28 protein-coding genes are annotated in these 24,044 nt (G+C 44.0%); 10 read left to right on the plus strand and 18 right to left on the minus strand.

All coding sequences use genetic code 11. From position 1 onward, the window contains the following. Positions 1-17 precede the first annotated feature (17 nt). A complete protein-coding gene (locus tag DYU05_RS05080) occupies positions 18-872 on the plus strand; it encodes a helix-turn-helix domain-containing protein (RefSeq protein WP_117381883.1) in 855 nt (284 codons plus the stop codon). A gap of 20 nt (positions 873-892) precedes the next feature. Here DYU05_RS05080 and DYU05_RS05085 read toward each other — a convergent pair whose 3' ends face one another. Beyond that, positions 893-2,245: an APC family permease gene (locus tag DYU05_RS05085; protein ID WP_117381884.1), complete on the minus strand. Its 1,353-nt coding sequence runs from the start codon at positions 2,243-2,245 to the stop codon at positions 893-895. Between the two features lie 431 nt (positions 2,246-2,676). Between DYU05_RS05085 and DYU05_RS05090 the strand changes: the two genes are divergently transcribed. From DYU05_RS05090 to DYU05_RS05105, 4 genes are all read left to right on the plus strand, one after another. Continuing rightward, positions 2,677-3,099 (plus strand): secondary thiamine-phosphate synthase enzyme YjbQ, encoded by a 423-nt coding sequence (locus tag DYU05_RS05090; RefSeq protein WP_117381885.1) that lies wholly within the window; start codon positions 2,677-2,679, stop codon positions 3,097-3,099. A 163-nt stretch (positions 3,100-3,262) separates the two neighbouring features. Next, complete coding sequence (locus tag DYU05_RS05095; RefSeq protein WP_117381886.1) at positions 3,263-3,670, plus strand: pentapeptide repeat-containing protein; 408 nt, start codon at positions 3,263-3,265, stop codon at positions 3,668-3,670. Between the two features lie 50 nt (positions 3,671-3,720). Next, positions 3,721-3,963, plus strand: a complete 243-nt coding sequence (locus DYU05_RS05100) for a MoaD/ThiS family protein (protein ID WP_117381887.1) — start codon at positions 3,721-3,723, stop codon at positions 3,961-3,963. A gap of 1 nt (position 3,964) precedes the next feature. Further along, on the plus strand, positions 3,965-4,384 hold the full coding sequence (locus tag DYU05_RS05105) for a molybdenum cofactor biosynthesis protein MoaE (RefSeq protein WP_117381888.1): 420 nt from the start codon (positions 3,965-3,967) through the stop codon (positions 4,382-4,384). A 6-nt stretch (positions 4,385-4,390) separates the two neighbouring features. Here the strand turns inward: DYU05_RS05105 and DYU05_RS05110 are convergent, their stop codons facing one another. The 15 genes from DYU05_RS05110 to DYU05_RS05180 form a co-directional block, all read right to left on the minus strand. After that, positions 4,391-5,449 carry a ThiF family adenylyltransferase gene (locus DYU05_RS05110; protein WP_117381889.1) on the minus strand — a complete coding sequence of 353 codons (1,059 nt, stop codon included), beginning with the start codon at positions 5,447-5,449 and terminating at the stop codon, positions 4,391-4,393. Then, positions 5,442-6,617, minus strand: coding sequence for an NTP transferase domain-containing protein (locus tag DYU05_RS05115; protein WP_205771787.1), 1,176 nt, complete (start codon positions 6,615-6,617; stop codon positions 5,442-5,444). Before DYU05_RS05115 ends, DYU05_RS05110 begins: the two co-directional genes overlap by 8 nt. Further along, positions 6,598-7,068, minus strand: coding sequence for a cyclic pyranopterin monophosphate synthase MoaC (gene moaC / locus DYU05_RS05120; RefSeq protein WP_117381890.1), 471 nt, complete (start codon positions 7,066-7,068; stop codon positions 6,598-6,600). The genes DYU05_RS05115 and moaC overlap by 20 nt, the downstream gene beginning before the upstream one ends. Before the next feature lie 32 nt (positions 7,069-7,100). Further along, the gene (locus tag DYU05_RS05125; protein ID WP_117381891.1) at positions 7,101-8,294 is read right to left on the minus strand and encodes a molybdopterin molybdotransferase MoeA; all 1,194 of its coding nucleotides are present in this window, start codon (positions 8,292-8,294) and stop codon (positions 7,101-7,103) included. Between the two features lie 4 nt (positions 8,295-8,298). Beyond that, positions 8,299-9,327 (minus strand): GTP 3',8-cyclase MoaA, encoded by a 1,029-nt coding sequence (gene moaA / locus DYU05_RS05130; protein ID WP_235853996.1) that lies wholly within the window; start codon positions 9,325-9,327, stop codon positions 8,299-8,301. A 568-nt stretch (positions 9,328-9,895) separates the two neighbouring features. After that, positions 9,896-11,080 carry an aldose epimerase family protein gene (locus DYU05_RS05135; protein ID WP_117381892.1) on the minus strand — a complete coding sequence of 395 codons (1,185 nt, stop codon included), beginning with the start codon at positions 11,078-11,080 and terminating at the stop codon, positions 9,896-9,898. A gap of 55 nt (positions 11,081-11,135) precedes the next feature. Continuing rightward, complete coding sequence (locus DYU05_RS05140) at positions 11,136-11,987, minus strand: HAD-IIA family hydrolase (protein WP_117381893.1); 852 nt, start codon at positions 11,985-11,987, stop codon at positions 11,136-11,138. Positions 11,988-12,048: 61 nt separating this feature from the next. Continuing rightward, positions 12,049-13,086 (minus strand): aminoglycoside phosphotransferase/kinase family protein, encoded by a 1,038-nt coding sequence (locus tag DYU05_RS05145; protein ID WP_117381894.1) that lies wholly within the window; start codon positions 13,084-13,086, stop codon positions 12,049-12,051. Positions 13,087-13,226: 140 nt separating this feature from the next. Then, positions 13,227-13,610 (minus strand): VOC family protein, encoded by a 384-nt coding sequence (locus DYU05_RS05150; RefSeq protein WP_117381895.1) that lies wholly within the window; start codon positions 13,608-13,610, stop codon positions 13,227-13,229. 11 nt (positions 13,611-13,621) lie between these two features. Beyond that, positions 13,622-14,161: a DUF4199 domain-containing protein gene (locus DYU05_RS05155; RefSeq protein ID WP_117381896.1), complete on the minus strand. Its 540-nt coding sequence runs from the start codon at positions 14,159-14,161 to the stop codon at positions 13,622-13,624. 110 nt (positions 14,162-14,271) lie between these two features. After that, a complete protein-coding gene (locus DYU05_RS05160) occupies positions 14,272-14,745 on the minus strand; it encodes a helix-turn-helix transcriptional regulator (protein WP_235853953.1) in 474 nt (157 codons plus the stop codon). Between the two features lie 93 nt (positions 14,746-14,838). Further along, positions 14,839-15,375, minus strand: a complete 537-nt coding sequence (locus tag DYU05_RS05165) for an ATP-binding protein (RefSeq protein WP_117381897.1) — start codon at positions 15,373-15,375, stop codon at positions 14,839-14,841. 8 nt (positions 15,376-15,383) lie between these two features. Beyond that, positions 15,384-15,725, minus strand: coding sequence for an STAS domain-containing protein (locus DYU05_RS05170; protein ID WP_117381898.1), 342 nt, complete (start codon positions 15,723-15,725; stop codon positions 15,384-15,386). Next, positions 15,725-16,858: a fused response regulator/phosphatase gene (locus tag DYU05_RS05175; protein WP_117381899.1), complete on the minus strand. Its 1,134-nt coding sequence runs from the start codon at positions 16,856-16,858 to the stop codon at positions 15,725-15,727. The genes DYU05_RS05170 and DYU05_RS05175 overlap by 1 nt, the downstream gene beginning before the upstream one ends. Before the next feature lie 10 nt (positions 16,859-16,868). Further along, complete coding sequence (locus tag DYU05_RS05180) at positions 16,869-17,369, minus strand: hypothetical protein (RefSeq protein ID WP_117381900.1); 501 nt, start codon at positions 17,367-17,369, stop codon at positions 16,869-16,871. Positions 17,370-17,439: 70 nt separating this feature from the next. Here DYU05_RS05180 and DYU05_RS05185 point away from each other — a divergent pair, with 70 nt between their 5' ends. The 3 genes from DYU05_RS05185 (at position 17,440) to DYU05_RS05195 (ending at position 20,165) form a co-directional block, all read left to right on the plus strand. Next, positions 17,440-18,363 carry a glycosyltransferase family 2 protein gene (locus DYU05_RS05185; protein ID WP_117381901.1) on the plus strand — a complete coding sequence of 308 codons (924 nt, stop codon included), beginning with the start codon at positions 17,440-17,442 and terminating at the stop codon, positions 18,361-18,363. Beyond that, entirely contained in the window at positions 18,360-19,535 is a 1,176-nt protein-coding gene (locus tag DYU05_RS05190; protein ID WP_117381902.1) for a glycosyltransferase family 2 protein, read from the plus strand. The genes DYU05_RS05185 and DYU05_RS05190 overlap by 4 nt, the downstream gene beginning before the upstream one ends. A 96-nt stretch (positions 19,536-19,631) precedes the next feature. Next, positions 19,632-20,165: a DUF4142 domain-containing protein gene (locus DYU05_RS05195; protein ID WP_117381903.1), complete on the plus strand. Its 534-nt coding sequence runs from the start codon at positions 19,632-19,634 to the stop codon at positions 20,163-20,165. Here DYU05_RS05195 and DYU05_RS05200 read toward each other — a convergent pair. Both DYU05_RS05200 and DYU05_RS05205 read right to left on the minus strand, forming a co-directional pair. After that, on the minus strand, positions 20,157-21,356 hold the full coding sequence (locus DYU05_RS05200; protein WP_117381904.1) for a DUF763 domain-containing protein: 1,200 nt from the start codon (positions 21,354-21,356) through the stop codon (positions 20,157-20,159). The genes DYU05_RS05195 and DYU05_RS05200 overlap by 9 nt on opposite strands. Before the next feature lie 310 nt (positions 21,357-21,666). Continuing rightward, positions 21,667-22,071: a GlcG/HbpS family heme-binding protein gene (locus DYU05_RS05205; RefSeq protein WP_117381905.1), complete on the minus strand. Its 405-nt coding sequence runs from the start codon at positions 22,069-22,071 to the stop codon at positions 21,667-21,669. Between the two features lie 164 nt (positions 22,072-22,235). On the opposite strand from DYU05_RS05205, the gene DYU05_RS05210 reads away from it, so the two are divergent. Both DYU05_RS05210 and DYU05_RS05215 read left to right on the plus strand, forming a co-directional pair. Continuing rightward, the gene (locus DYU05_RS05210; RefSeq protein WP_117381906.1) at positions 22,236-22,478 is read left to right on the plus strand and encodes a hypothetical protein; all 243 of its coding nucleotides are present in this window, start codon (positions 22,236-22,238) and stop codon (positions 22,476-22,478) included. A 218-nt stretch (positions 22,479-22,696) separates the two neighbouring features. Next, entirely contained in the window at positions 22,697-23,890 is a 1,194-nt protein-coding gene (locus DYU05_RS05215; protein ID WP_205771791.1) for a pyridoxal phosphate-dependent aminotransferase, read from the plus strand. Positions 23,891-24,044 lie beyond the last annotated feature (154 nt).

The raw sequence follows: 24,044 nt of genomic DNA on the forward strand, positions 1-24,044 counted from the left end.
ATTGTAATCAATAATAGATGAACGAAATACAATTAGAAAAAGTAGACTTTGAGCCGGGCAAGTCATTCAAGCTGTTTTCCCCGCGCCTGAGAAATACTTTTTTATGGCACTACCATCCTGAGTTTGAACTGGTGTATGTTGAAGCGGATGCCGGCATAAGGCACGTGGGAGCACACATATCCAGCTACACGCAAAGCGACCTGGTGCTAATTGGCAGTAACATCCCGCACCTCAATTTTGACTATCGCCTGCGCAGCGATTACCACCAGATAGTTGTTCAGCTACGGGAAAACTTTCTCGGCAGAGCTATTGGTACGGCACCGGAAATGGCACTTATAGATCAGCTGTTTAAAAGAGCTAAAAGGGGAATAGCATTTTACGGTGAAACGAGGACAGCCATAGCTTCCCGGCTGAAAAACCTAAAGGAAATGAATTCATTTGAGCAGCTGATAGAGCTCGTGCGTATATTCAATGTGCTGGCACAATCAAACGAGTACCTGATATTAAATGAAGATGATATCAGCATACAATTTTTCTTAAAGGACAAGATCAGGATGGGTGCGATATACGAGTATATAGATGCTAACTACAACCGCAAGCCGGACGTGAATGTGGTAGCAGCCAAGGTAAACCTCACTACAGCTGCGTTCTGCCGGTATTTTAAACGGCAGACCAAGATGACCTTCACCGACTTTGTGAACCAGTACCGTATAGACATTGCAAAAAATTTGTTAATGCAGGACAAGAACATCACGGAAACCTGCTACGATGTTGGCTTTGAAAGCCTCTCTTATTTTAATAAGCTATTCAAGAAGTTGGTTGGGGTAAACCCATCAAACTTTAGGAAGAATATTCGCCAGCAAGTAAGCTAAGTAGCTGTATTCCAGTATTTTTATTCCACAATGTTTTTAGGTTGATAAGGCCATTCCCGGTTCATCTTTGCTTTTACAAAGTAGACTACAGTGCCTGCAGCTATAGCTATTAATCCCCCGGCCACCATGTGCAACCCTGTTGAGATGAGTATACCCAGCCAAATAAGCACGGCAAGTATCACCGGAACGGGAAAGAATGGCATTTTATAAGGAAACAGACTTGTTTTTCGAGATTTACGTAGCAACAGCAAGCCAATTGCCTGCGCTATAAACTGCACCAGTATACGCATGGCCAATATAGCGCTGATCACATCGCTTAGCTTGAAGAGCAGGCTAAAAGCAAATGCTATTGCACCTAATACCAATAAGGAGACGTATGGAAAATTGCCCTTTGGGTGCAATTTGGCAAATACCTTAAAAAAAGCACCATCGGCAGCTGCCGCATATGGTATACGGCTGTACCCCAATGTTGCCGAAAATACCGATGAGAACGCCACAAGCAAAACTAGACAGGTAACAACCTTTGCAGCGGTATCGCCGGCGAGGTATTGCATAAACTCGCTAATAACAAACTTACTATCTTTTGCCTGCTGCCATGGTATAACGCTTACCACGCTGATATTCATCAATAGGTATAACAGTGCTATGCCTGCAATGGATAAGAACATGCTGCGCGGAATGTTCTTAGAAGGATTAATAATCTCCCCGCCTAAATGGCAAACATTATAATAACCCAAATAGCTGTAAACGCTCTTGACACTGGCAAAACCTATAGCTGCAACAAAGGCGTAATTAACTTTAAAACCATCATTAATGTGTTTAATTGGCGCCATAAAGTTACCATGAGCTATACCCCCGCCTATTATCCAGAACATGGTCACCAACACTCCTACCCAAAGCACAACACTTATTTTCCCGATAGATTCTATTCTTCGGTATAGCAAGGCAACAATAGCCACAACTACCCCACCGCTCATCAGTTTAGATTCCCATGCGGTAAGTGGCGTCAGAAAAGAAAAGTAGTAAGAAAAACCTATTGCGGCGGACGCTATTACCAGCGGTGCCTGTATCATAGTTTGCCAAACGAACAAAAAGCTCATGAGCCTGCCCAGCTTTGTTTTGCCGTAAGTTTCTTTTAAAAAGTTGTATGATCCGCCGGCCATCGGGAAAGCGGCACCAAGCTCGCTCCAAACCATGGCATCAATAAAGGAAAGAATAGCGCCGGCAAGCCAGGCATACAAGAACCAGGGGCCGTTCATCATGCCTATTACCATAGGCAAAGTAATAAAGGGGCCTATGCCCACCATATCGGTCATGTTTATGGCTGTTGCCTGTGCAAGCCCCAGGCGGCGCGCGAGTGATTTTTCAGCCATAGTTTATGCTGCAAAAATAAGGTAATTAGCTAATCTGAGTTAATTATAGCGGTCAGTTTTATGTAATACTCTTCAGAAATTTTAAGCTCTCAAGATTTGCAAATAAACAATAAGCCATAGGATACAAGGTTGGTAACATCCATAGCAATTATCACTGCCCTAAAAATCAAAAATTATTTTCGTAGGGGTGTATCAGTTACACCAAAACGTCCGTCATGGTACTTAAACAGCCGGTTTCTACCCATAAGTTAAGTGGTGGGCAGAGCGCGCCTGGCCGGGCGTATCAACGTAAGTTAAGTGAGTGAATTTGAAATACTGGTTGGTCGGCTGTTTTCTTAAGTGTTCCACCCGGATGTTAGATCAATAACTGGTAATTGTACTCGTTACGGGGTGAAACACCAACTTCTTTGCTCTAAGTTTGTTCCTGTATCATGAACATCTATCAAAATAGCATTGCTCTGAGGGCACGCAGGCGTGGTTTTCACGTTATTACATCAGAAGTAATCTCGGCAATTCCTCAGCTTGGCCAGATCACTGCTGGTATATGCCAGGTTTTCATACAGCATACCTCTGCCTCGCTTTGCATCAACGAAAATGCTGACCCTACGGTACGGCAGGATTTTGAAATGTATTTTAACAAAGCCGTACCGGAGAACGACCCCGACTACCTGCACAACGATGAAGGTCCGGATGACATGCCGGCCCACTTAAAAGCTGCAATGCTTGGTAGTTCTGTCACTATCCCTATTCGCAATGGCCGGCTTGCCCTGGGTACATGGCAGGGCATTTACCTGTGCGAACATCGTGATCATGGCGGCGAGCGGCGGCTGGTAATTACCGCTTGGGGAGCTTAGCTACAGAGATTTAGTGCGCTACATTTAACAAGTGTAAGCACCAGCTTTCTTCCTTGTTTATGCTTCGGCTCACTGGTTTAGTCGTTAAAAGCATGTTCCTTTGTCGTTATTACCCCCTGATTGATAAGGAAAATTCTTGTGATCTTTGGAAAAGCTAAAACCAATGGAAACCCTGGAAATTAAACAAGCTGAAAAAAAGATATCGGCAACTGAAGTAAACCTTGCAGGATCGAGCTTCACAATGGCCTGCCTAAACAATGCCCGCTTTGAAGATGTAGCACTGGTTGGTGTGAAGATCACCAATGCAAATCTAAGCGATCTGGAAATTGATGGCGCTCAACTGGGTGGCGCCTTCATACACAATATAGGTATGCCACCAGAAGGGCATCCTTTTTTTGATCCTAACGCCAAACAACGACCATTGAAGTTCGAAAACTGCGACTTAAACAACAGTACCTTTACCAGCTGTGATCTTAGCGGAGTGAGTATATCCTGCTGCAATATAACAGGTATGCAAATAAACGGCATACTCGTGGAAGAGCTTCTAAAAGCCTACGAAAACCGCGGGTAGATGGTGCTTATACTATCATTATCGTCGGATTATTGCATCTTTGCTTATCTATGACGATAACAATATTGGCATTTGGCATTGCAAAGGACATCTTCGGCAGCAACACAATTACAGTCGACCTTCATGGGGATGTAGATGTTGCCTGTCTTAAAGATACACTGGAAGACCGTTACCCACGTTTAAAGCAACTTTCCAGCTACATGGTTGCTGTTAACAACGAATATGCTGACAATACGCTGGCTTTAACCATGAGTGATGAGATAGCAATTATACCACCTGTTAGCGGAGGTTAAAATGGATATCAACGTAGAACTGCATTCAACACCTTTAGACGTATCAGCCTGTATCGACAGGGTAATGTCTCCGGAAGCTGGTGGCATAGATGTTTTTATTGGCACCGTTCGCAATGCCACAAAGGGCAAAGCCGTAGTAAGACTCGAGTTTGAAGCTTATGAACAAATGGCTGTCAAGGAGATGATCAAGATAGCTGAGCAAGCTTTTACGAAATGGACACTGCTTAAAGTGCTTGTTCATCATCGTACCGGGGTTTTGGAGGTCGGCGATGTGCCTGTAATAATAGCTGTATCATCACCTCACCGCGATGCTGCATTTGAGGCTTGCCGGTATGTAATCGATACATTAAAGCAAACCGTACCCATCTGGAAAAAAGAAGTGTTTGAAGATGGTGAGACTTGGGTAGCGGCCCACCCCTAGCAATTATCAGTGCTCTTCTAACCCCGACCAGCCTGCGAGTCCATCCTGCAGGGAAAACGCATCTACAGCCTGCATTTTATCCTTTACTATTTTTACTGCCTCGGCGCTACGCTTGCCTGTTGCGCAGTAAAACACTACTTTTTTGCCGGTACTTAATTTATCGAGATTCTGCTCTAACTCATCCAAGGGGATGTGCTCTCCACCAATATCCTCCAGGTCACGCTCCTGATAGGTGCGTACGTCGATCAATTGTACTTCTGCAATGCTGCGCTTTAACGCCAAAGGCGAAATTGTTTGTACATCAACAGTTTGTGCAAGTTCCGTTATGCTCGTTTTGGTAGTCGCCCCTATTTTTACGATCCTGCTTTGCATACTCAGCACATCAAATACAAGTACTTTTCCGGTGAGGACGCCTAGCGAACCTGTAATGTACTTTATAACCTCATTAGCCTGTATACAACCTATTATCCCCGCCAGTGTAGGGATAACACCGGCTACAGAACAATTTGGTATCTGACTGGCGTCTACTTTAGGGAAGAGGTCGCGGTAATTAGGTGAGCGGGCACCGTCGTGGTTAACTACATTCCATACAGCAACCTGACCTTCGTACTGGTAAATAGCGCCATAAACAACGGGCTTGTTACTTAGCACCCCTGCGTCATTTAGCAGGTAACGTGTGTCGAAGTTGTCGGTACAATCTACAATGACATCATAGCCGTCGATTATTTGCAACACATTTGCTGAAGTGATCTTATCTACATGCGGCACCAGCTGGATCTCCGGGTTCTGGCGCAATAAACGTTCACAAGCTATAATTGCTTTGTTTTTACCTGCATCATCCGGATCATACAATATTTGCCGGTGGAGGTTACTAACTGATACTACATCATAATCTGCTATTCCAATTGTTCCTACTCCGCTGGCTGCAAGGTATTGAGCTGCCGGGCAGCCTAGTCCTCCAGCACCTACAATAAGGACCCGGGCAGCTTGCAACAGTCGTTGAGTAGATTCGCCGAAGCCAGGCAAAGCCATCTGACAGCTATATCTTAACAGATCTTTATCCATTTGGCTTTTTTGATCTCTGTTTGATAACATGCCTAACCCTGTCCATTTCTTCGGGTGTATTTACATTAGAGAGCGCCTCCTGATCTGGTACATCTAAGACGGCAACATCGGCGTTGATAAGTACCTTACGCGGACAAGAATAGCCCTGCGCCAGAAATTGCAACAGTACCGGATAAGCCTTCGGCTCCCAAATGGTAATTAATGGCTCCGGAAAATTGGTCGTCTCGCTCTGGTAGGTTGTTGCAATAGCTTTAACCTGGCGGTTTAATGTTAAATGTTGTAGTATATGTTCATCTATCAGTGGCATATCGCAGGCAACTACCAGCCAGGCTGAGTTAGGCTGCTGCCGGAAGGCCGATAATATTGCGCCAAACGGACCCAAATTTGTAAACGTGTCTGTAATAGTATTATAAGTTTCATCTATCTCCTGCTGCTGCACAGCATCTCTACAGGATATATAAACCTCATTACAGAAGCTTTTCAATAGGTCTGCCATATGGTAACGCTGCTCTTTACCATACCAGTTTACAGCTCCTTTATCCTGGCCCATCCGAACGCTTTTCCCACCGGCCAATACTAGTCCATTAAGGACTGGTTGCCGCTGTTGTAATCTTGATCTGAAAAAATCTATTATTGCTGCAGTGTCGTTAACTTTAAAGGTTGGTAGTTGCTTCCACAGAGGCACGGCCTCCTGCACAAAATCGAACACATCATCAGCATTGTCGGCCAATAATATCAATTCAACATTGGTAAGCTCACCTATTCTTTTTAGGAGAGAAGCGCGTTTATTTATATCGATAATAACCACCTGCGCTTTTGCTTGCTGATGGTTGCCGTTTACCAGCACCAGGTCCATTTCTGCAAATAAGGACCGCTGTTTAAAAGGGCTAAGTTTCGCGTTAATGTTAATCTGGGAATAATTCAGTTGATCTGTATATTCCATTGCAGCACCGTTAGCCAGCCTGCCGGGCGCAACAATAACATTGTCATTGTGAGAGGTATCTGCATAAGCACACTTGTAATCGGCAGCCAGGCTGGTAATCACATTATCAGCAATCAGCTTTATTACCGTGCATGGGCCTCCTACAATCGCCCATTCATTAAGTGCAAAATTGCCTAACGCTGGTCTTGTAATTGCAACGTGCTTTTTATGCCCTGTTGAAGTCACGTTTACCTCCTGTTTTACTTATGAGTTTTGTTTCTTTTATAATGATGTCGTGGCTCATTGCTTTGCACATATCATAAATTGTTAGCGCTGCCAGGGAGGCGCCCACCAGGGCTTCCATCTCCACACCTGTTTTTGCTGTGATGCTTGCAGTGCATTCTATAATTACCTGGTTATCTGCATGTAGTTTTATGCTAATGCTACAGTTTTCCATTCCTAATGGATGGCAAAGCGGGATAAGATCACCGGTCTTTTTGGCCGCCATAATGCCGGCTATTATTGCGGTTTGAAACACCGGACCCTTTTTTGATTGTAACTCCTCGCCTTCTATCAATTGCATGACTGCATCAGGCAGCACAACTATACTCTGAGCAGTGGCTGTGCGGTGGGTAGGCTGTTTAGCAGAAACATCTACCATTGAAGGATTATTTTGATCGTCGATATGACTCAGCATTGTTTACTCTTATCGAAATTAAAAACTCGTTTTTAAAACTGCCACACGCGAAAGACCTCCCCTGCCTTAAAGTTATTTTTTTCAGCGGGCAATTCCATAAAAGCATCCGTATCTGCTAAGTTAGCAAAATCACCTGAGCCGTTTCCTTCAAGGGGAATCGCGAGCATCCTGCCGTCTTCAGAAAATGATAGTTTCACCTGCAGAAAATAGGTCAAAGGTTGCAAAAAGCTGATGTCCTGACTTAAAATAGCGTAAAATGATTTTACATTGGGCAGCCCGAGCACAGCATTAAGCCACGGAAGGAAATACCGACGCATACACATGAAAGTAGCCACCGGGTTGCCTGGAAAGGCAAAGACAAGCGCGCCATCAGCATGCGTGCCAAACCAGAATGGCTTGCCCGGCCGCTGTTGTACTTTATGGAACAACTGCGTTACCTCGAGTTCTGCTAAAGCTTTAGGAATATAGTCGAACTTACCCATGCTTACCCCACCGCTTAACAGCAACACATCGTAAGATTGCAGCGAGTATAATAATTGCTGTTTGATGATAACCGGGTTATCCGGTACATGCAATATATCTGCTTGTAAACCAATTCTACTTAAAGCCGCTTTAACGGTGTAGCTGTTAGATCTGCGGATCTGATAATCAGCTGGCGTATCGCTTACATCTACCAGCTCATCCCCGGAGGATATAATCAAAACCTTCGGTAACTTTTTTACGAGCAGTTCTAATGCTCCAACAGATGCGGCAAGGCCAACTATTGCGGGAGTTACTTTTTGCCCTGCCGATGCAACTACGTCATCCTGCTTCTTATCTTTCCCTTTTAAATGGATGTTTTGACCCTTGCTGATACTGTTGACAGTAACAACCGCCTTACCTCCGGCAATCTCAACATCCTCATAACGTATAACTGTATCAACAGTTGACGATAGGGCAGCACCAGTCATGATCTCTATACATTCAGTACCATTTTGTATGTCTAAAGGCGTGTCACCTGCCGCTTGCGTTCCTTCTATTTCGAACGTTCGTAAGCCATTAGAAAAAGCTTCAAAGCCAATGGCAATGCCATCCATTGTTGCTCTGTTAAATGGTGGCAGGTCACGGTCGGCAACTATATTCTGCGCCAGAACACGCCCGAGTGCCTCCTCAAATGGCACCAGTTCAGTACCATAATCACGAAGCTCAGTTAAAATAATCCTGTCGGCTTGTTCTACCGTTATCATTTTATTACCCTCCTATTGAGGCCATCGACTCTCTCTTGCCCGGCTTCTGCATACTTTTAAGTTCCGCCATCCAGCCGTCTTTTTCCCTGTTGCTCATTGCCTTAAGCAATCCACCTTGTAGGACTGTATCATCGGCACCGCTGCGCATCAGGTCTTTTATATTTAGTACGCCGTCATCATATAAACAGGTTTTAAGCGTGCCCTGCGGGGTTATACGTATGCGGTTGCATGTACCGCAAAAAGTGCGCGAATAAGCCGCTATAATACCAATTGACCCTTTGTGCCCGGGCATATTGTAGTTGTATGAGGTTGAGTAAGTGGGATCAGGCGTCTTCTGTATATCCGGAAAAACACTTCTAATCTCTTCGAATATTTTAACGTAATCCCATGTCATGCCGCTATAGGCATGGCCATCACCATTAAAAGGCATTTCTTCAATAAACCGCACACTTACAGGTAGTTCTTTGGTCAGGTTTACCAGCGGGATAATATCCTGTGTGTTCTTGCCGGCCATTACTACGGTGTTTATCTTCACTTCGATGCCATGCTTAAGCAGCTCTTGCATCGTGTGCATTACGCTGGCAAATTCATCCCTAAGCGTAATGGCAAAAAACCTGGCGGCATCCAGGGTATCAAGGCTTAAATTAACTGATCGTACACCTATTTTCTTAAGGTCCGCTACGTAAGGTGCAGTTAGTACACCATTAGTCGTTAGGGTTAATTCGTTAAGGCCTTGAAGATTAGAGATCGCAGTCATTAACTTCATGATATCCTTACGAACGAAAGGCTCACCGCCCGTGATTCGGATCTTATTTATACCCATACCCATCATTACACGACAGGTACGCAGCATCTCCTCGTAGGACATCAGCTCTGCACGGGAAAGCCAATCCAGGCCATGCTCGGGCATGCAGTAGAAGCAGCGCAGGTTGCACCTGTCTGTTACAGCCAGCCTGAGGTAATTTATCGGTCTTCCGTGATTATCTAAAAGCAAAGTGATGTAAATATAAGCAGATAACGCCTCGTTGAGCACCAAAGTTTGTCGGGCGGTGGTAAAGATAAAGTACGATTATATCACCCGCAATCAGCTCAGGTGTTCAAAAGTGTTCAGCTTTTTTTGTGTTCATCACTTAATCTGCATTTTTGAACACCTGTTTACACCTTCATAAAAACCGCCGAAAAAGCACTGTTAAGCAGGTTTTCGCACCAAAAACCATGTGGCCACCTTTAAAAACCACACTTTTTTATCGGCCTATTTTCACAAAAATTTGGAACTTAATAAGTTATTACTTCTTAAAATACCCGGCTTAAAAGTACTGCATCTAAGCTTGAACAATATGTAGTGTTAACGGTTGGAATTTGTTCCAACATTACTAAAACGTGGTGCTATAGTGCTAAACAAATTGAACAATAATGTTGTAAGACCAACTGCTGTGAGAAAACTCTAACATATACCTGACCAGCTTTCGCTTGTGAATGTGGCCAATGGAAACCCAATTCTATTAACTTGATTGCGAAGACCCTACGAGACAGTACTTCCTACCGTCTCATATATCTTTAAACAAGAAGGGCTGTTCTTTTCGGAACAGCCCTTCTTGTTATTATTTAACTGAGAATTTGTAAATGGTTTGCGTTTTGTAAACTGCACCCGGCTTTAACACCGTGGTTGGGAAGTTTGGCTGATTTGGAGAATCAGGGAAGTGCTGTGTTTCCATGGCAAATGCCGTACGGTGCTCGTCTTTTTTTCCGCCGAACAAAGTGTTGCTGCCATCCATAAAGTTGCCGGTGTAAAACTGCAGCCCGGGCTCTTCTGTGAACACCTGCATCTGGATACCGCTCTTGTCGCCAACAACAGTAGCAATAGGTGTATTCATGTCATGTTTGTTCAGTACGTAGTTATGGTCATATCCCTTACCAAATTTCAGTTGCTGGTCATCATTTCCTATACGGCTACCTATGGATGTCGCGTTTGTAAAGTCAAACGGTGTACCTTTTACCGGTTCTATTTTACCGGTCGGTATCAATGTGCTGTCTACCGGAGTGTAGCCGTCTGCAGCAATCTGTACAATATGATCCTGGTTTGTACCACTACCGGCACCATTAAGGTTGAAGTAAGTATGGTTGGTTAAGTTAACAACCGTGTTCTTATCCGTCGTAGCTTCGTAAGTGATTTTTATACCATTGTCGTCTGTAAGCGTGTACACTACTTTAACTTTAAGGTTGCCCGGAAAACCTTCTTCCATGTCCTTTGAGGTATAGGTAAGCTCTACGCTGCTGCTGTCGATTTGCCTGGCATCCCAAACTTTGCTGTCGAAACCATCTTTACCGCCGTGCAATGTATTCGGGCCGTTATTTTTAAATAAGGTATACTCTTTGCCATCCAGTTTAAATTTACCGTTGGCAATGCGGTTGCCATAACGGCCTATTGTTGCCCCATAGTAAGCGCTTTTAGCTTTCTGGAAGCCGGATATATCATCAAAACCAAGCACAACGTCGGTTAGTTTACCCGTTTTATCAGGCACAAGTAAACCAACCAGGTGAGCACCGTAGTCTGTCACTGCTGCCTTTAAGCCATTTTTGTTGCTTAGCAAAAAGTAATGAGTTTGCTTGCCATCTATAGTTTTTTCGAAACCGGAAGCTGCTGGCAACGTAGCGGCGGCCGTTGTAGAAGAAGTACTGTCTGTCATGGTAGCTGTGCTTTTGGAGGCGTTTTGATTACAAGCCGCAGTTAAAAGGCTGCCCGCAAGTGCCAACGACAAAGTTGAGTTTTTTAGAATGTTTTGCATAATATAAATGATAATTGATTAGTCCGGGTGGATTGATGTCTAAGGTACAATTATTCTATTTAATAACTGCCGTATCGCATACATAAGTGGGTACAATGCCGGTGCTGGTCATCCTGGTCTGTGCATCTGCAGGCAGCGTGTTTCCGCTTAAAACCAGCACCGTATCCAGGCCAAATTTATTACCTCCCAGTATGTCGGTCTGCAGTGTATCTCCTACCATTACAATTTCGGTTTTATTAATAGGCCGGTAATCGCGGATAAGGTCATAAGCAAACATGAATATCTGCGAGTCGGGCTTACCAAAGCGGATAAATTTTTTGCCTACAATGTTCTCTACCATTCCGGCAAGCCCCCCTATTGCTATAGAAACATCTTTTACTGATAATGGATAAGCCTTGTCAGTATTTGCAACAATGGCAGGTATGTTTCGCCTGCGCAAAATGTTCACAGCTCTATTCAGGTCTGAAAACCAGTCAAAGCCTTCGTCATCCAAAAACACCAGTGCGTTAACACTATCTATGTTGTCGTCGTTAATGGCGCTTACCGGTAAGGTATGCAGGCCGGAACTGTCAATATAATGCGCAGAATCTTCGGTACCCAGGTAAGCTACTATACCTTCATCAACCTTAAGGTCCAGGTACTCCTTGGTAAGCATGCCCGAAGATATTACCCTGTCGGCAGCTATTGCAGTTAGCCCTTTTTTATGGTAAGATTCGGCCAGTTGCGCGGGACTCCTGGATGCATCGTTGGTAACAATATAATACTCCTTGCCTACCTCTTCCAGGTAGTCAAATGTTTTTTCTATACCGGGTACAAGGCCGCCATAATTTTTAATAACCCCAAAGGCATCAAAGAACACCACCTCATAATTATCAATTATTTCCCTGAAATCTTCTATGCGCCTCATGTGTAATTATGGTAGAGATGATTTAATAATATAAACAACAAAATAGTTTGGCTCTCGCCGGCTATTTTAAACCCAGCGCAGCCACTATTTTTTCAACATCGAAGTCGCGGTCTACTGATGGCAAATAAACGTCAAATGCCTCGGCCTGCAGCTTCTTAGCGTACTGCTCGCTAAAGAAGTGCTTACCGTCCTTAATAACATAGTTGAGGATGAAAAACCGGTACGCCTCCTTCATAAAACGGATCTCATCAGCTGTAAGCGGGTACACCTTATGATACTCTTGCAAAAAGAGGATAAAGCGATCTTCCATCATTGTAGTGATCACGTAACTGAACACCGTGCGGTCGCCCACGTCTGACACTACCCTGCTCAGGAAATAAAAGTCCAGCACACGGTAGCTCATCCTGAACCAGTCGTAATCCCAGCGTGAATATAGCTCATAACTTGGCGTTACCGAAAAATTGCCGATGTTCCAGTCGATAAAAACTGGAATAATGTCAAACGAGCTCATGTTGTACTTAGAGCGGTTGCGCAGGAACAGGTCGCAATGGTATTTTAAAAAGTCTACCTGCATGGCAGAGCCAAAATCTTTCTCGTTTTTTTCCAGTTGCTGCTGTAAAGCATAGATGTCTGTACGCAGCGTTTTAGATGACTTTGGCAGCACATTACGGATCTTGGAACATGCCTTATGGAACTTGCCCATCTGCTGTCCCAGGCGCTTAATCAGTTCATCGTCCAGCCGCCGTGGCAAGCGGTCGAGTATACGGGTCGGATTATAAAAAACAACCCAGGCATCGCTTCTGCCCTGCTTATAATGATATATGTATACCCGGTTGTTTTTGAGCAGCGACTTGGCTAATACGTTCTCAAACGGGTAAAGCAGGTTATTGCTTAGCGAGTGTATGATGCGGTGATCTTCTTTAAAATGCTCAAAAGTGCCAAAGTTGGACAGCTTGGCAATGATAATATCGTCATCATCAAAGGTAATGCGGAATACATGATTGGTAGATACCATCGCGCTGATCTCCTCGATCTTGCTGATGGTTTTTGAAGCATCGTAGCCTTCCCAGGCTTTTCTTATAACGGTAGTAAAATCCATAACAGGATGTAAATTGGCGGTGCAAGATTACAAATAATTAGCTTGCTTTAGGTTGCCTGAGCGCTACAAATCAATAAAAAAGGCGTGTACTTCCTGCTTCTATAAGCAGGAAGTACACGCCTTTTTACTTAGCCTTATTATTACTGCTGATAAATTTGTATCCAGTTACCGCAGGTATCATTCAGTATCGCAATCTTGACAGGTCCTGCCTGGGTGGGCGGCATCTTAAACTCCACGCCAAGCGATTTAAGGCGCTCATATTCGGCATCCGTGTCTTCAACGTTAAACATAGTGGCCGGGATACCTTGCTGAAACAGCGCTGCCTGAAAGTCTTTTGATGCGGGATTGGCATTAGGTTCAAGCAGGAGTTCTACATCGTCGTGCCCTTCAGGAGATATTACCGTAAGCCACTTAAACTCGCCCATATCAACATTATGTTTTATGGCAAACCCAAGTTTTTCAGTGTAAAACTCAAGTGCTCTGTCCTGGTTGTCAACCAATACGCTTGTTATGGTTATTTTCATAGATGTTTAAGTTATACGGTTGCAAAATGTGCCGGTCTTTGTCTTCTCTTTAGTATTAATGCAGCTATTAAAGACACGATAACGCCTACAGGGAAAATCTCCAAATAGGTATAAGCTGCAAATATCAACGGGTTTTGATAAGCTACTTTCATCTCGTTGAGCTCGCGGGTTTTGGCTGCTATTTCGGTAGCGCTCTTGCCGCTGTTACGAAGGTCACGTAACGCATGCGCGGTGTATTTATCAAACCAATCCGGTATAAATACGTGGTATTCTATGGCCCATGACAGGGTGTACATAGTAGACGCTATAAGCGAGATCAATAATCCTATTTGGAAGGCCTTGCCAAAACTCACTACGCCGCCGTTATACTTATCCCTATAGTTTTTTACAGCCACAAAGATCAACGATAACGCCAATATCATGGCCGAGAAGCCAATGACCATGCTACTTTCCAACGTGCCCGAATTGTAGCACATTGCCATCGTACAAACCGTAAAAGCGGAGATCAGCAATCCACTTATCAGTCCAAACACAATTACATTTCTTTTCATAACTTTTTGTTAATGTTTATGGCTCAAAGTTGCTGATGATACACATTTCAAAGCTCATACTTTAGGGTGATTTTTAATAAACAGCCTGTATTCGCCCTAAAGTATCACGCTTACCGAGGTATAAGGCCTATCTGTTTTGCCTTCTCGACAGCTTGCGTACGCCTTTGCACTTCCAGCTTTTCAAAAACTTTTGACGAATGTGTTTTAACGGTATTGAGCGATACAAATAGTTTATCGGCTATTTGGGCATTGCTCAGGCCACCGGCCATTAACTGCAGCACCTCCAGTTCGCGCTGGCTTATCCCAACCCGTTCAAGTTCCTGCTTGTTGAACACAAATTCGGGGCTGTTTACTATTACTTCCTTTTCAACAACAACAGTGGTCACTTTTGGCGTTGTAAGTTTTAATGCCAGCCAGATACCCAGGCCTGTAAACAGCAAGGCAATTAACCCGGCGTATATTTCAAAAGCATGGTCAAGTATCAGGAAGCGCCATTCCAGCCACTTCATCACAAAGAGCAGCAAAGCCAAAGCTGCGCCATATACAATAACCTGATGATGTTTGTTAAAAAAAGTAATGACCACGTGTTTTATAAGGAAGCTAAAAATAAAGAATTTGCCCCTGATAAAGCAAGTACAGATTGGAATTAGCCGGGGCCTATATGCTGTTACTTCAATCTATTCCGTAGGTATGATTACCGTGAAGATATTGGTACAGGTGTCAATGTCAAATCGGTAGCTAAAATGTGAGCATGCCCGCGCAATTATCATCAATCCGAAGTGTTCCGGCAGGTGACCGGCATCAGGGTGTAAGTTTAGCAGCTCTTCGGTATAAAAAGTTACTTCAGTGTTATTGATGAACCGTGCTTTAAGCACCAGTTCGTCATCGCCGTATATAGTAATGGTTTTTTCCTGATGATGGACACCGGGCAAGGGCCATACGTACTTGAGCCCATCACTGGTTAATACCAGGGGTTCTCCGCTGTCGAGTTTTTTTATGAGGATAGCCTGATCATCAACTATAACTTCGATGGTAGTCTCTGCATCTCCGGCGTGCTTAATAGCGTTTGTGAGCAGTTCGGTAAGTGCTGCTTTCGCACGGAAACCCGCGGCGCTGCTTGCATGAGCCACCGACTGCAAAAGCTGCTCCACTGTGCTTACCAGCGGGTACAGTTCTTCTGCCTTGTTATTAAAGGTATAATGATGTAAAGCCAAATTGATGGTTATTTAGCTTGTGCCGCCAGTGCGTCGTTAACGGATGGGTAAATCTTAAAAGCTTTATCAAGCCTTATCAGCTGAAATAACCCCAGGACATCTTTGTTAAGATTGGCCAAAACTACATCTGCCTTATGGGCTATAGCGTGCTTTAAAGCAGCAACCAAAGCACCCAGAAAGGAGCTGTCTACATATATCACATTTTCAAAACTAACTACCAGATACTTTTGGCCGCCATCAAGCAATAGCGTAACCTCCTGTTTAAACTGATCGGAAACCATCAGGTTGGCTTCCTTCACTAAAATGGTTGCGACTGTGGCGGACTCTTGAACTTCTGTTTGTACTATCATCAGCTAATTTTTTTTAAGTATATGAGGCTGCAATCATCAACCTGGTTGTTTGCCTTGTCCTTCAGGAATGTGCTATTTTTAAATTCTGCAAACGTACTGCTCCAAAAGGGTTGCACAGCTATTTCAAACGAATAGTAGTCTGTCTTTTTTCCTTCCGCCGTCTCACTGTCTATCAACCCGTCTGTTAGTACAAACAACTGATCGCCGGTGTTTAACTTTACTTCAATTTCATCGTAATCGCCATCAGGCATTAAACCCAGCAATAATCCGGCCGACTGCACCCTTGTAACCGCATCGTTCTGCTTATTGTAACAAAGCATAGGCAGGTCTCCTGCTCCCGAATATCTTACCAGGCCATTCACAGCATCTATCAATAGCATTGACAAGCTCGAAAGCACATCGTTTACAACAGGATCATGATAAACAACGGAGTTGATCTTTTGCATTATGCTCCTGGTAGAAAAGTTTCCTTCGGCGATGCAGATACGTACAGCAGCACGTATGTAGCTTAAGAATCCGAATGAGAAGTACCACGCACCCCACTTCTTTCCCATCACATCCCCCAAAACCGCAAACGTGTATTGTTCATCAACGGTGATGAAATCAATGAAATCTCCACCAGGATAATTTTGGAAAGACTTATGCCAGATATCAACTTCTATACCGGTGATATTAGGTGCTTGCCGTGGTACGGACCGCAAACCCAGTGCAATTGCCTGCCTGCTAAGTTCCTGAAGTGTACGCTCGTGTTCTTCACGAACTGAGGCAAGAAAGTTATCTATTTTGGTAACAATCACCTTTACAGGCGTATCTTTCAAAATATAATCTACTGCATCCAGGTTTATGCCCTCCAGCATTACCTCATTATCTACCTCGCTGGTTAAAAACATAAATGGAATGTCGCTTAGATCCGGAGAGGACAAAAGCGTTTGCCGAAACTCGAATCCATTTATGTCCGGCATGTGATAGTCGGACAGAATGATGTCGGGCTTTTCATTCTTTAGCAATATCAGCGCGTCGCTTGCAGAGTTGGCCTTCATACATTCAAAACCTTCCTTAAACAAAGCTCTGCCCATCATTTCCAGCACAAGCGGGTTATCGTCAACCAATAAAATTTTTTTGGATTGCGCCATTAAGGTTCAGTTACGCCGTCTGCTTTTTTAACACAGCGCTTAAGAACAAATATACGCCCGTAAAAACGATAAGCAACGATATTATATCCATTATTGTAACGCCGTCATTATCGTTGAAATAGAATATGGTAAACATTTCAAAGTATGGCGGAGCCGGCATAATTATCATGGCCATGCCAAGCGTTATCATGATAATACCTATAACCACAACCAGAGCTTTTTTTACCCGTTCGCGGGTGATGTATTTTTTTGACACAGCGGTATCCAGCTGATGCTGAGAAAGTAGTTGCTCAAAACTGTTCAGCATATCCAACCGGTCTGCGTTGGTGTCTATTTCTTTAAAAGCTTCAATTTTTTTCGGTAACGATGCTTCATCCAATGCAATGATAACCCTTTGCTGTATGGCTTTCACACGCGCTACATCTACTACGCCTTTCTGCAGTAAACTAACCAATTCATCTGCCTTAAGTTCAAGTAAGGCTGCCTCGTCATTAACCTGTTTACTCTTCAATGTTGTATTTGCTGATAAAATCCCCAACTTTTGTTATATTTTAGCGTAGAACAGTAATCAATATTATTACATGAAAAAAGTTTCTGTAGTCACCATTAATTTTAACCAGGATACCATAACCGAGGAACTGTTAGACTCTATTGCCGCAACAAACACCTATGAAAACATAGAGATTATTGTTGTTGATAATGGAAGCACTGTAAATCCACTCCCTAAATGGCTGCCAAAGTACCCTGATGTGACCTTTATACGTTCAGAACTTAACTTAGGTTTCTCCGGAGGGAATAATATTGGTATTGCAAAAGCCACAGGCGATTACTATTTCCTGGTGAACAACGATACCGAGTTTACACCAGGGCTGGTGCAAAAACTTGTTGAGGTACTAGACGCAAACCCGCAAGTGGGTATTATATCACCAAAACTGGTGTATGACTTTGACAGGAGCATAATTCAATACATGGGTTTTACCTTAATTGATTATTACACCTGCCGTAACCAGGCTATTGGTAAAAACCAGAAGGATGTTGGCCAGTACGATAGCTTCTTAGGCCAAACAGGCTACTGCCACGGCGGTGCCATGATGGTTAAACGGGAAACATGCGATAAGGCTGGCTTAATGGCAGACAATTTCTTTATCTACTATGAAGAGGTGGATTGGGGCGAACGTATCAACAGGGCGGGCTACCAGGCCTGGGTGCGCGGGGACGCTGTTATATATCATAAAGAATCAATGACGGTTGGTAAGAAAAGTCCGTTCAAGGAATATTTTATGAATCGCAACCGCATTCTTTTCATTCGCCATAATGCGCCGCCGTTGAAAGCTTTTGTATTTTACATCTATTTCATGCTTACCGTAGTACCACGTAACATTATCAGCTACGTAAAAGAGAAAAAATATAATTTTATCAGCATACTGTTTCGTGCAATTTGGTGGAACGTTACCCATAACAAGCATAGCGAAGAACTAGGCTTTACCGTAAATAAAGTTTCATGAAGTTCGCATTCTGGTTCAGCCTTTTTATTGCCTTTTACACCTTTGTTGGCTATGGCTTTCTGCTATTTATTATTATCAAGATAAAGCGTGCCGTTAAAGGCCGAAAAGTGGTACTTGATGTAGCAGACGAGCTTCTCCCCCGTTGCACGCTTGTGGTTGCGGCATATAACGAAGAACACTTTATAGCAGAGAAAATAGCAAATAGCCTGCTGCTTCGCTATCCTGCTGGTAAGCTCAAATTTATATTTGTGACCGACGGCTCTACCGACCGTACCGCCGAGATAATTGCTACTTACCCGCAAATTCAGTTGCTGCATAAACCTGAACGGTCTGGCAAGATAGCGGCAGTGCACCGCGCAATGGAGTTTGTAGACACCGAAGCTGTTGTATTTACTGATGCTAATACATTTTTAAACCCGGAGGCGATCATTCGCATTTGCAGGCACTATTCTGATGCTACTGTGGGAGCTGTTGCCGGGGAAAAGCGTGTACATATTGATGCCAGTGCAGATGCAAGCGCTGCCGGTGAAGGTTTTTACTGGAAGTATGAATCGGCGTTGAAAAAGTGGGACTCAGAATTATACTCGGTAGTGGGCGCAGCCGGAGAACTGTTCAGCGTACGGAGGGATTTATATGAGGACGTACCGGCGGACACCGTACTGGACGACTTTATGATTTCGATGCTGATAGCAGCGAAAGGTTACCGGATAGTTTATGAACCCGACGCTTACGCTCTGGAAACCTCTTCGGAAAACGTCTCGGAAGAACTCAAGCGTAAAATAAGGATTGCGGCAGGTGGCGTGCAGTCGATATTGCGGTTAAAGCCTCTCCTATTCTCTTTTAAATATCCGTTGCTTTCTTTTCAATATGTTAGCCATCGTGTTTTAAGATGGACAGTTACTCCTTTTTTCATGATCCTTGCATTCATAACCAATCTGGCGCTTGCCTTTGCAGAAAAAGGCTGGATCTACGAGGCATTGTTTGCCGGACAGGTTTTTTTCTATTTGCTGGCGCTTCTTGGCTATATAATGGAAAAAAGACAAACACGCGTTAAGGCTTTGTTTGTACCCTATTATTTCTGCGTGATGAACTATGCTGTTATGGCAGGCATCATTCGCTATTTTACAAAAAAACAAAGCTCTGTTTGGGAGAAGGCACAACGTAGAACTTAAGCCTGGTATAAGTTCCAAGTAAAATAAGTGAAGGCTATGTAAACATGATGCCCCATTTATTGTTAAGAAATTAACCACACGCTTAACAATTTTACAATGAAACTACTAACCCGCATAGCACTTCTGTCTTGCTTAATATTTAGCGTTTACGCATGTAACGACCAGCGCAAAGCCAAAAACTACAACGAGAAAACACAAGTTGATGACCAGGCACTGCCGTTTTTACAGAAGGGCATACAAAGTGGAAACGCCGAAGTTAAACTTTCAGAACTGGCATTAAAGAACTCCCAAAATGTTGAAATAAAGCAGTTTGCCCAGATGATGATTAACGATCATACGCAAAACGGCAAAGAGCTTACCGATTTGGCCAGCAAAAGAAAAGTTAATATTCCCGATGGGATTGATACTGAACACAACCGTATCTTAACCAGCCTTACTACCAAAACAGGTGCGGACTTTGATAAAGAATACATGCAGGTAATGGTTCATGATCATGAAAAAGCTATTGGTTTGTTTGAGACCGTTACAGATAATACCGACAAGAAGATAAATGACCTTGCCGATAAAACGTTGCCAAAATTGCGCGAGCATTTAAAAGAAGCAAATGCTATTTGTGCAAAACTAAAATAGTTTAAGCTGCTGCCCTGCCGGCGGCTTTGCTTTCCCGAACACAGTTTGACCGCCGTACTTCCAGGAGTTACGGCGTTCTTGTTCTATAACCTTGTCGAAATTGGCATTAGGCGTAAATTCTTTTTCAGCTGCTTGTGCAATATTAGTAAGGCGGCGTATAGCGTCACTCTTTTCACTATTGCCAAGCTTCGCTTTCTCTATCGCGGTTTGAAGTGTACTGATCGTCTCATCGTAAACCTTTGTAGGTACGGGGAACGGGTGCCCATCTTTACCACCATGGGCGAACGAGAACCTCGCAGGGTCCTTAAAGCGTGATGGTGTACCGTGTATAACTTCGCTAACTAAAGCCAGAGACTGCAGCGTACGCGGGCCAAGTCCTTCTAATTGCAATAGCTCTTCAAAATCCTTTGGTTGTTTTTCATGCGCCAGCCAAAGCACAGCGCCGAGTCGCTTAAGGTCTACATCTTTCTCTCTGACGTCATGATGAGTAGGCATTATCAGTTTAATTTCCCTCAGCATTCTCTCCGGATGTTCATGTGCTATTTGCATGACACCGGTCCTGCTGGTGTCAGCCTCTTTAGCTACCATGTTTAGTATAAAGCCATTGTTCTTGCCGTATATACCAGTTTGCGGCTCCTCCACAAAGGAAGTAAGTTGTTCGGAGTGCCAATGGTAACGCCGGGCGGTGCTGCTGGCATCGCTCATGCCTTGCTGTACCACGGCCCACTTGCCGGTGTCGCTCAGGATAAAATTGTGCATATATAGCTGGAAACCGTCCTGTATCGCGGTATTGTCTACCTTGGCGCTTAGCTTACTGCACTTTACAAGGTAGTCACCATTTAGCCCTGTACGCTGGCTTATCATTATAAGTTCCTGCGGCGTAGCGCGGCTATGCTTGCCTTTCCCGCCGCATATGTAGATACCTAGTTGTTTACTATGGGGGTTTACAGCTTTTTTTAATGCCCCCATAACAGATGTGGTGATGCCCGACGAATGCCAGTCCATACCCATAACGGCACCAAGGCTCTGGAACCAGAAAGGATCGCTTAATCTGCGAAGAACTTCATCTTTACCGTAATCGAGCACTATATTCTCCACAACAGCGAGACCAAGCTTGGCCATCCTTTCGGCAAGCCAGGGTGGTACATGCCCGTGGTGTAAAGGAAGATCGGCACTACCGGATCGCTTCATGCTAACAAAGTTAGCAAATCTCTATTCAGTTACAAGTGTCCCGCTTTGCAAGCGGGACACCCGGGACACCTCTTTGCACTAAACGTCTAACTTACAGCGGCTTAACTAACACAAGCGGGACAGTGCGGGACAGTACAAAAGCTTTAATTTAACCTCATAAACATTTATGAAACAACAGGTTATACCAATTAGAGCATATTTAAAGATATTGAGGTGGGACACCTATAACCTCTTTAATAAGGCGGCAATAAAATAATCATTCAAATTAAAAGCCGGCTAACCGGCTTTTAATTTCTTTACATAGTACCCGTTAACCGTTTGTAAAAGCTTCGGCCCCTGCTGTGGCTACTTCATGGTCCTGGTCTACAGATCCGCCTGACACGCCTATTGCGCCAACAATTTTTCCATCCTGTTTTAACAGCACGCCGCCCGGAAAGGAGATCAAGCCGCCGTTAGAATGTTCAATATTGTATAACGGCCCACCCGGCTGCGATAGCTTACCAATTTCGCCGGTCGCCATATCAAAATAACGGGCTGTCTTAGCTTTCTTTATAGAAATATCTACAGAACCCAGCCACGCGTCATCCATCCGGTGAAAAGATTTCAGGTTGGCACCTTCGTCAACAATAGCAATATTCATGGCAACGCCTATAGCTGCTGCTTTGGCTTTTGCTGCTTCGGAAATTCTTTCGGCTTGTTCAATTGTAATACTCATAATTGTGTTTTTAATCAATCTTATCTGCAACAGCTAGTACTGGTAATTGTTAGTTATTAAATTGCTGATACAAGCTTTCTCGTGGCGGATGGCGGGCAATACGTCCAATTTAAAATAATTGCAACCAAATAGTTAATAAGGTGTTGTTTAAAGAAAATACTACTATGAAAAACCTACTTGATAATCTGAAAAACCCGTTTGAACACAAAAGTAATGGCGGCCTTTGGGTTGCTGCAATAGCATTAGGCACTGCCGCTGCAGGTGCAGCTGCATGGTACTACCTTAAGAGAAAAGGTGGGGAAATTGCCGAAGAGGTACATAACTTCCCATATCACCAGGATCATGCAGAAAAGAAGCGCCCGAAATCTGATGTCGGCAGCTTACATGCTATAACTACTGCACTTTAAAATAACGGGCCACTGCAAAACAGTGGCCCTCATTGTTTATTTACTCTTCGCTATTTGAACATCGCGTGCTGGTAATTATATTGTATTTCGGATACACTATGATAAGTTGAGTAGTGGCAGCCGTGCAAAATAAACGGCTCCAGAACACTGCATTTGCTGTTTGCTTGCCTTCGCCCCGACTAATTTTCTATATTTGCCGCGCAACAAAACACATAACAATGAGCGCATTAAGTAACAGGATAAACAACCTGTCGGAATCTCAAACCATTAAGATGGCCAAAATGGGTCGCGAACTGGCGGCCAAAGGCGTTGATGTGATCAGCCTAAGCTTTGGCGAACCGGATTTTCATACACCGGAGCACATTAAAGAAGCTGCTAAAACAGCTATGGACAAAAACTTTACTTACTACACACCCGTAGCCGGTTACCCTGACCTGCGTAAGGCTGTAGTAGCCAAGTTAAAGGATGAGAATAACCTGGATTATACTGACACGCAAATTGTTGTATCTACCGGCGCCAAGCAGGCTATTGCTAACGCGGTGCTATGCCTGGTAAACCCCGGCGAAGAGGTGATCATCCCTACCCCGTACTGGGTATCGTACTCGGAAGTTGTAAAACTTGCCGAAGGTGTAAGCGTTTTTATTGACACTACTGTAGAGAGCAACTTTAAAATAACTGCCGAACAATTGGAGGCTGCTATTACGCCAAAAACCAAGTTGTTCATGTTCTCTTCTCCTTGTAACCCTACCGGCAGCGTTTACAGCAAAGACGAACTGGCGTCGCTAGCAAAAGTGTTTGAGAAATACCCGCACGTTTATATTTTGAGTGACGAGATATACGAGCACATTAACTTTATCGGCGGCCACGAATCGATAGCCCAGTTTGAAAGCATTAAGGACCGTGTAGTTATCATCAACGGATGGTCTAAAGCGTTTGCCATGACCGGCTGGAGAATAGGTTACACAGCCAGCAACAGCGCTATTGCAGCTGCCTGTGACAAAATGCAGGGACAAATCACTTCAGGTACCTGCTCTATTACACAAAAAGCGGGTGTAGCAGCGTACACCGGCGGCCTGGAAAGTGTGCACGCCATGCGCGAGCAGTTCCAAAAACGCCGCGACCTTGTTTACAAGTTACTAACAGAAATACCGGGACTTACCGTGAACCTGCCTGATGGCGCGTTCTACTTCTTCCCTAACGTAACTTCGTTTTTTGGTAAAAGCTACAATGGCAAAACCATAAACGATGCCGATGAGCTTTCTATCTTCCTGCTGGAAGAAGCGCATGTAGCTACAGTAGGCGGCGACTCTTTTGGCGACAAAAAATCAATCCGTATATCTTACGCAGCTGCAGAAGATAAACTTGTTGAAGCCGTGCGCAGGATAAAAGAAGCACTGGCCAAGCTGGTGTAATATTATCTGAATCAGGATTTACAGAATTCAAGAATGAGCATAAAGACCGGTCGGGTTCCCGACCGGTCATTCTTTTTTTCAATTTACTCAACATGCTGTAAATTCCTATCCTGAGTAATTATTAATTATATTAGTGGCTGCTATTTAGCCATTG

It is taken from the genome of Mucilaginibacter terrenus (assembly GCF_003432065.1).
GTDB classification, from domain to species: domain Bacteria; phylum Bacteroidota; class Bacteroidia; order Sphingobacteriales; family Sphingobacteriaceae; genus Mucilaginibacter; species Mucilaginibacter terrenus.

Excerpts from the sequence above, each read along its gene's own strand:
- DYU05_RS05080 (WP_117381883.1), top strand. The coding sequence starts at position 18 with ATGAACGAAATACAATTAGAAAAAGTAGACTTTGAGCCGGGCAAGTCA.
- DYU05_RS05085 (WP_117381884.1), bottom strand. The coding sequence starts at position 2,245 with ATGGCTGAAAAATCACTCGCGCGCCGCCTGGGGCTTGCACAGGCAACA.
- DYU05_RS05090 (WP_117381885.1), top strand. The coding sequence starts at position 2,677 with ATGAACATCTATCAAAATAGCATTGCTCTGAGGGCACGCAGGCGTGGT.
- DYU05_RS05095 (WP_117381886.1), top strand. The coding sequence starts at position 3,263 with ATGGAAACCCTGGAAATTAAACAAGCTGAAAAAAAGATATCGGCAACT.
- DYU05_RS05100 (WP_117381887.1), top strand. The coding sequence starts at position 3,721 with ATGACGATAACAATATTGGCATTTGGCATTGCAAAGGACATCTTCGGC.
- DYU05_RS05105 (WP_117381888.1), top strand. The coding sequence starts at position 3,965 with ATGGATATCAACGTAGAACTGCATTCAACACCTTTAGACGTATCAGCC.
- DYU05_RS05110 (WP_117381889.1), bottom strand. The coding sequence starts at position 5,449 with ATGGATAAAGATCTGTTAAGATATAGCTGTCAGATGGCTTTGCCTGGC.
- moaC (WP_117381890.1), bottom strand. The coding sequence starts at position 7,068 with ATGCTGAGTCATATCGACGATCAAAATAATCCTTCAATGGTAGATGTT.
- DYU05_RS05125 (WP_117381891.1), bottom strand. The coding sequence starts at position 8,294 with ATGATAACGGTAGAACAAGCCGACAGGATTATTTTAACTGAGCTTCGT.
- DYU05_RS05135 (WP_117381892.1), bottom strand. The coding sequence starts at position 11,080 with ATGCAAAACATTCTAAAAAACTCAACTTTGTCGTTGGCACTTGCGGGC.
- DYU05_RS05140 (WP_117381893.1), bottom strand. The coding sequence starts at position 11,987 with ATGAGGCGCATAGAAGATTTCAGGGAAATAATTGATAATTATGAGGTG.
- DYU05_RS05145 (WP_117381894.1), bottom strand. The coding sequence starts at position 13,086 with ATGGATTTTACTACCGTTATAAGAAAAGCCTGGGAAGGCTACGATGCT.
- DYU05_RS05150 (WP_117381895.1), bottom strand. The coding sequence starts at position 13,610 with ATGAAAATAACCATAACAAGCGTATTGGTTGACAACCAGGACAGAGCA.
- DYU05_RS05155 (WP_117381896.1), bottom strand. The coding sequence starts at position 14,161 with ATGAAAAGAAATGTAATTGTGTTTGGACTGATAAGTGGATTGCTGATC.
- DYU05_RS05170 (WP_117381898.1), bottom strand. The coding sequence starts at position 15,725 with ATGATAGTACAAACAGAAGTTCAAGAGTCCGCCACAGTCGCAACCATT.
- DYU05_RS05175 (WP_117381899.1), bottom strand. The coding sequence starts at position 16,858 with ATGGCGCAATCCAAAAAAATTTTATTGGTTGACGATAACCCGCTTGTG.
- DYU05_RS05185 (WP_117381901.1), top strand. The coding sequence starts at position 17,440 with ATGAAAAAAGTTTCTGTAGTCACCATTAATTTTAACCAGGATACCATA.
- DYU05_RS05190 (WP_117381902.1), top strand. The coding sequence starts at position 18,360 with ATGAAGTTCGCATTCTGGTTCAGCCTTTTTATTGCCTTTTACACCTTT.
- DYU05_RS05195 (WP_117381903.1), top strand. The coding sequence starts at position 19,632 with ATGAAACTACTAACCCGCATAGCACTTCTGTCTTGCTTAATATTTAGC.
- DYU05_RS05200 (WP_117381904.1), bottom strand. The coding sequence starts at position 21,356 with ATGAAGCGATCCGGTAGTGCCGATCTTCCTTTACACCACGGGCATGTA.
- DYU05_RS05205 (WP_117381905.1), bottom strand. The coding sequence starts at position 22,071 with ATGAGTATTACAATTGAACAAGCCGAAAGAATTTCCGAAGCAGCAAAA.
- DYU05_RS05210 (WP_117381906.1), top strand. The coding sequence starts at position 22,236 with ATGAAAAACCTACTTGATAATCTGAAAAACCCGTTTGAACACAAAAGT.
- DYU05_RS05215 (WP_205771791.1), top strand. The coding sequence starts at position 22,697 with ATGAGCGCATTAAGTAACAGGATAAACAACCTGTCGGAATCTCAAACC.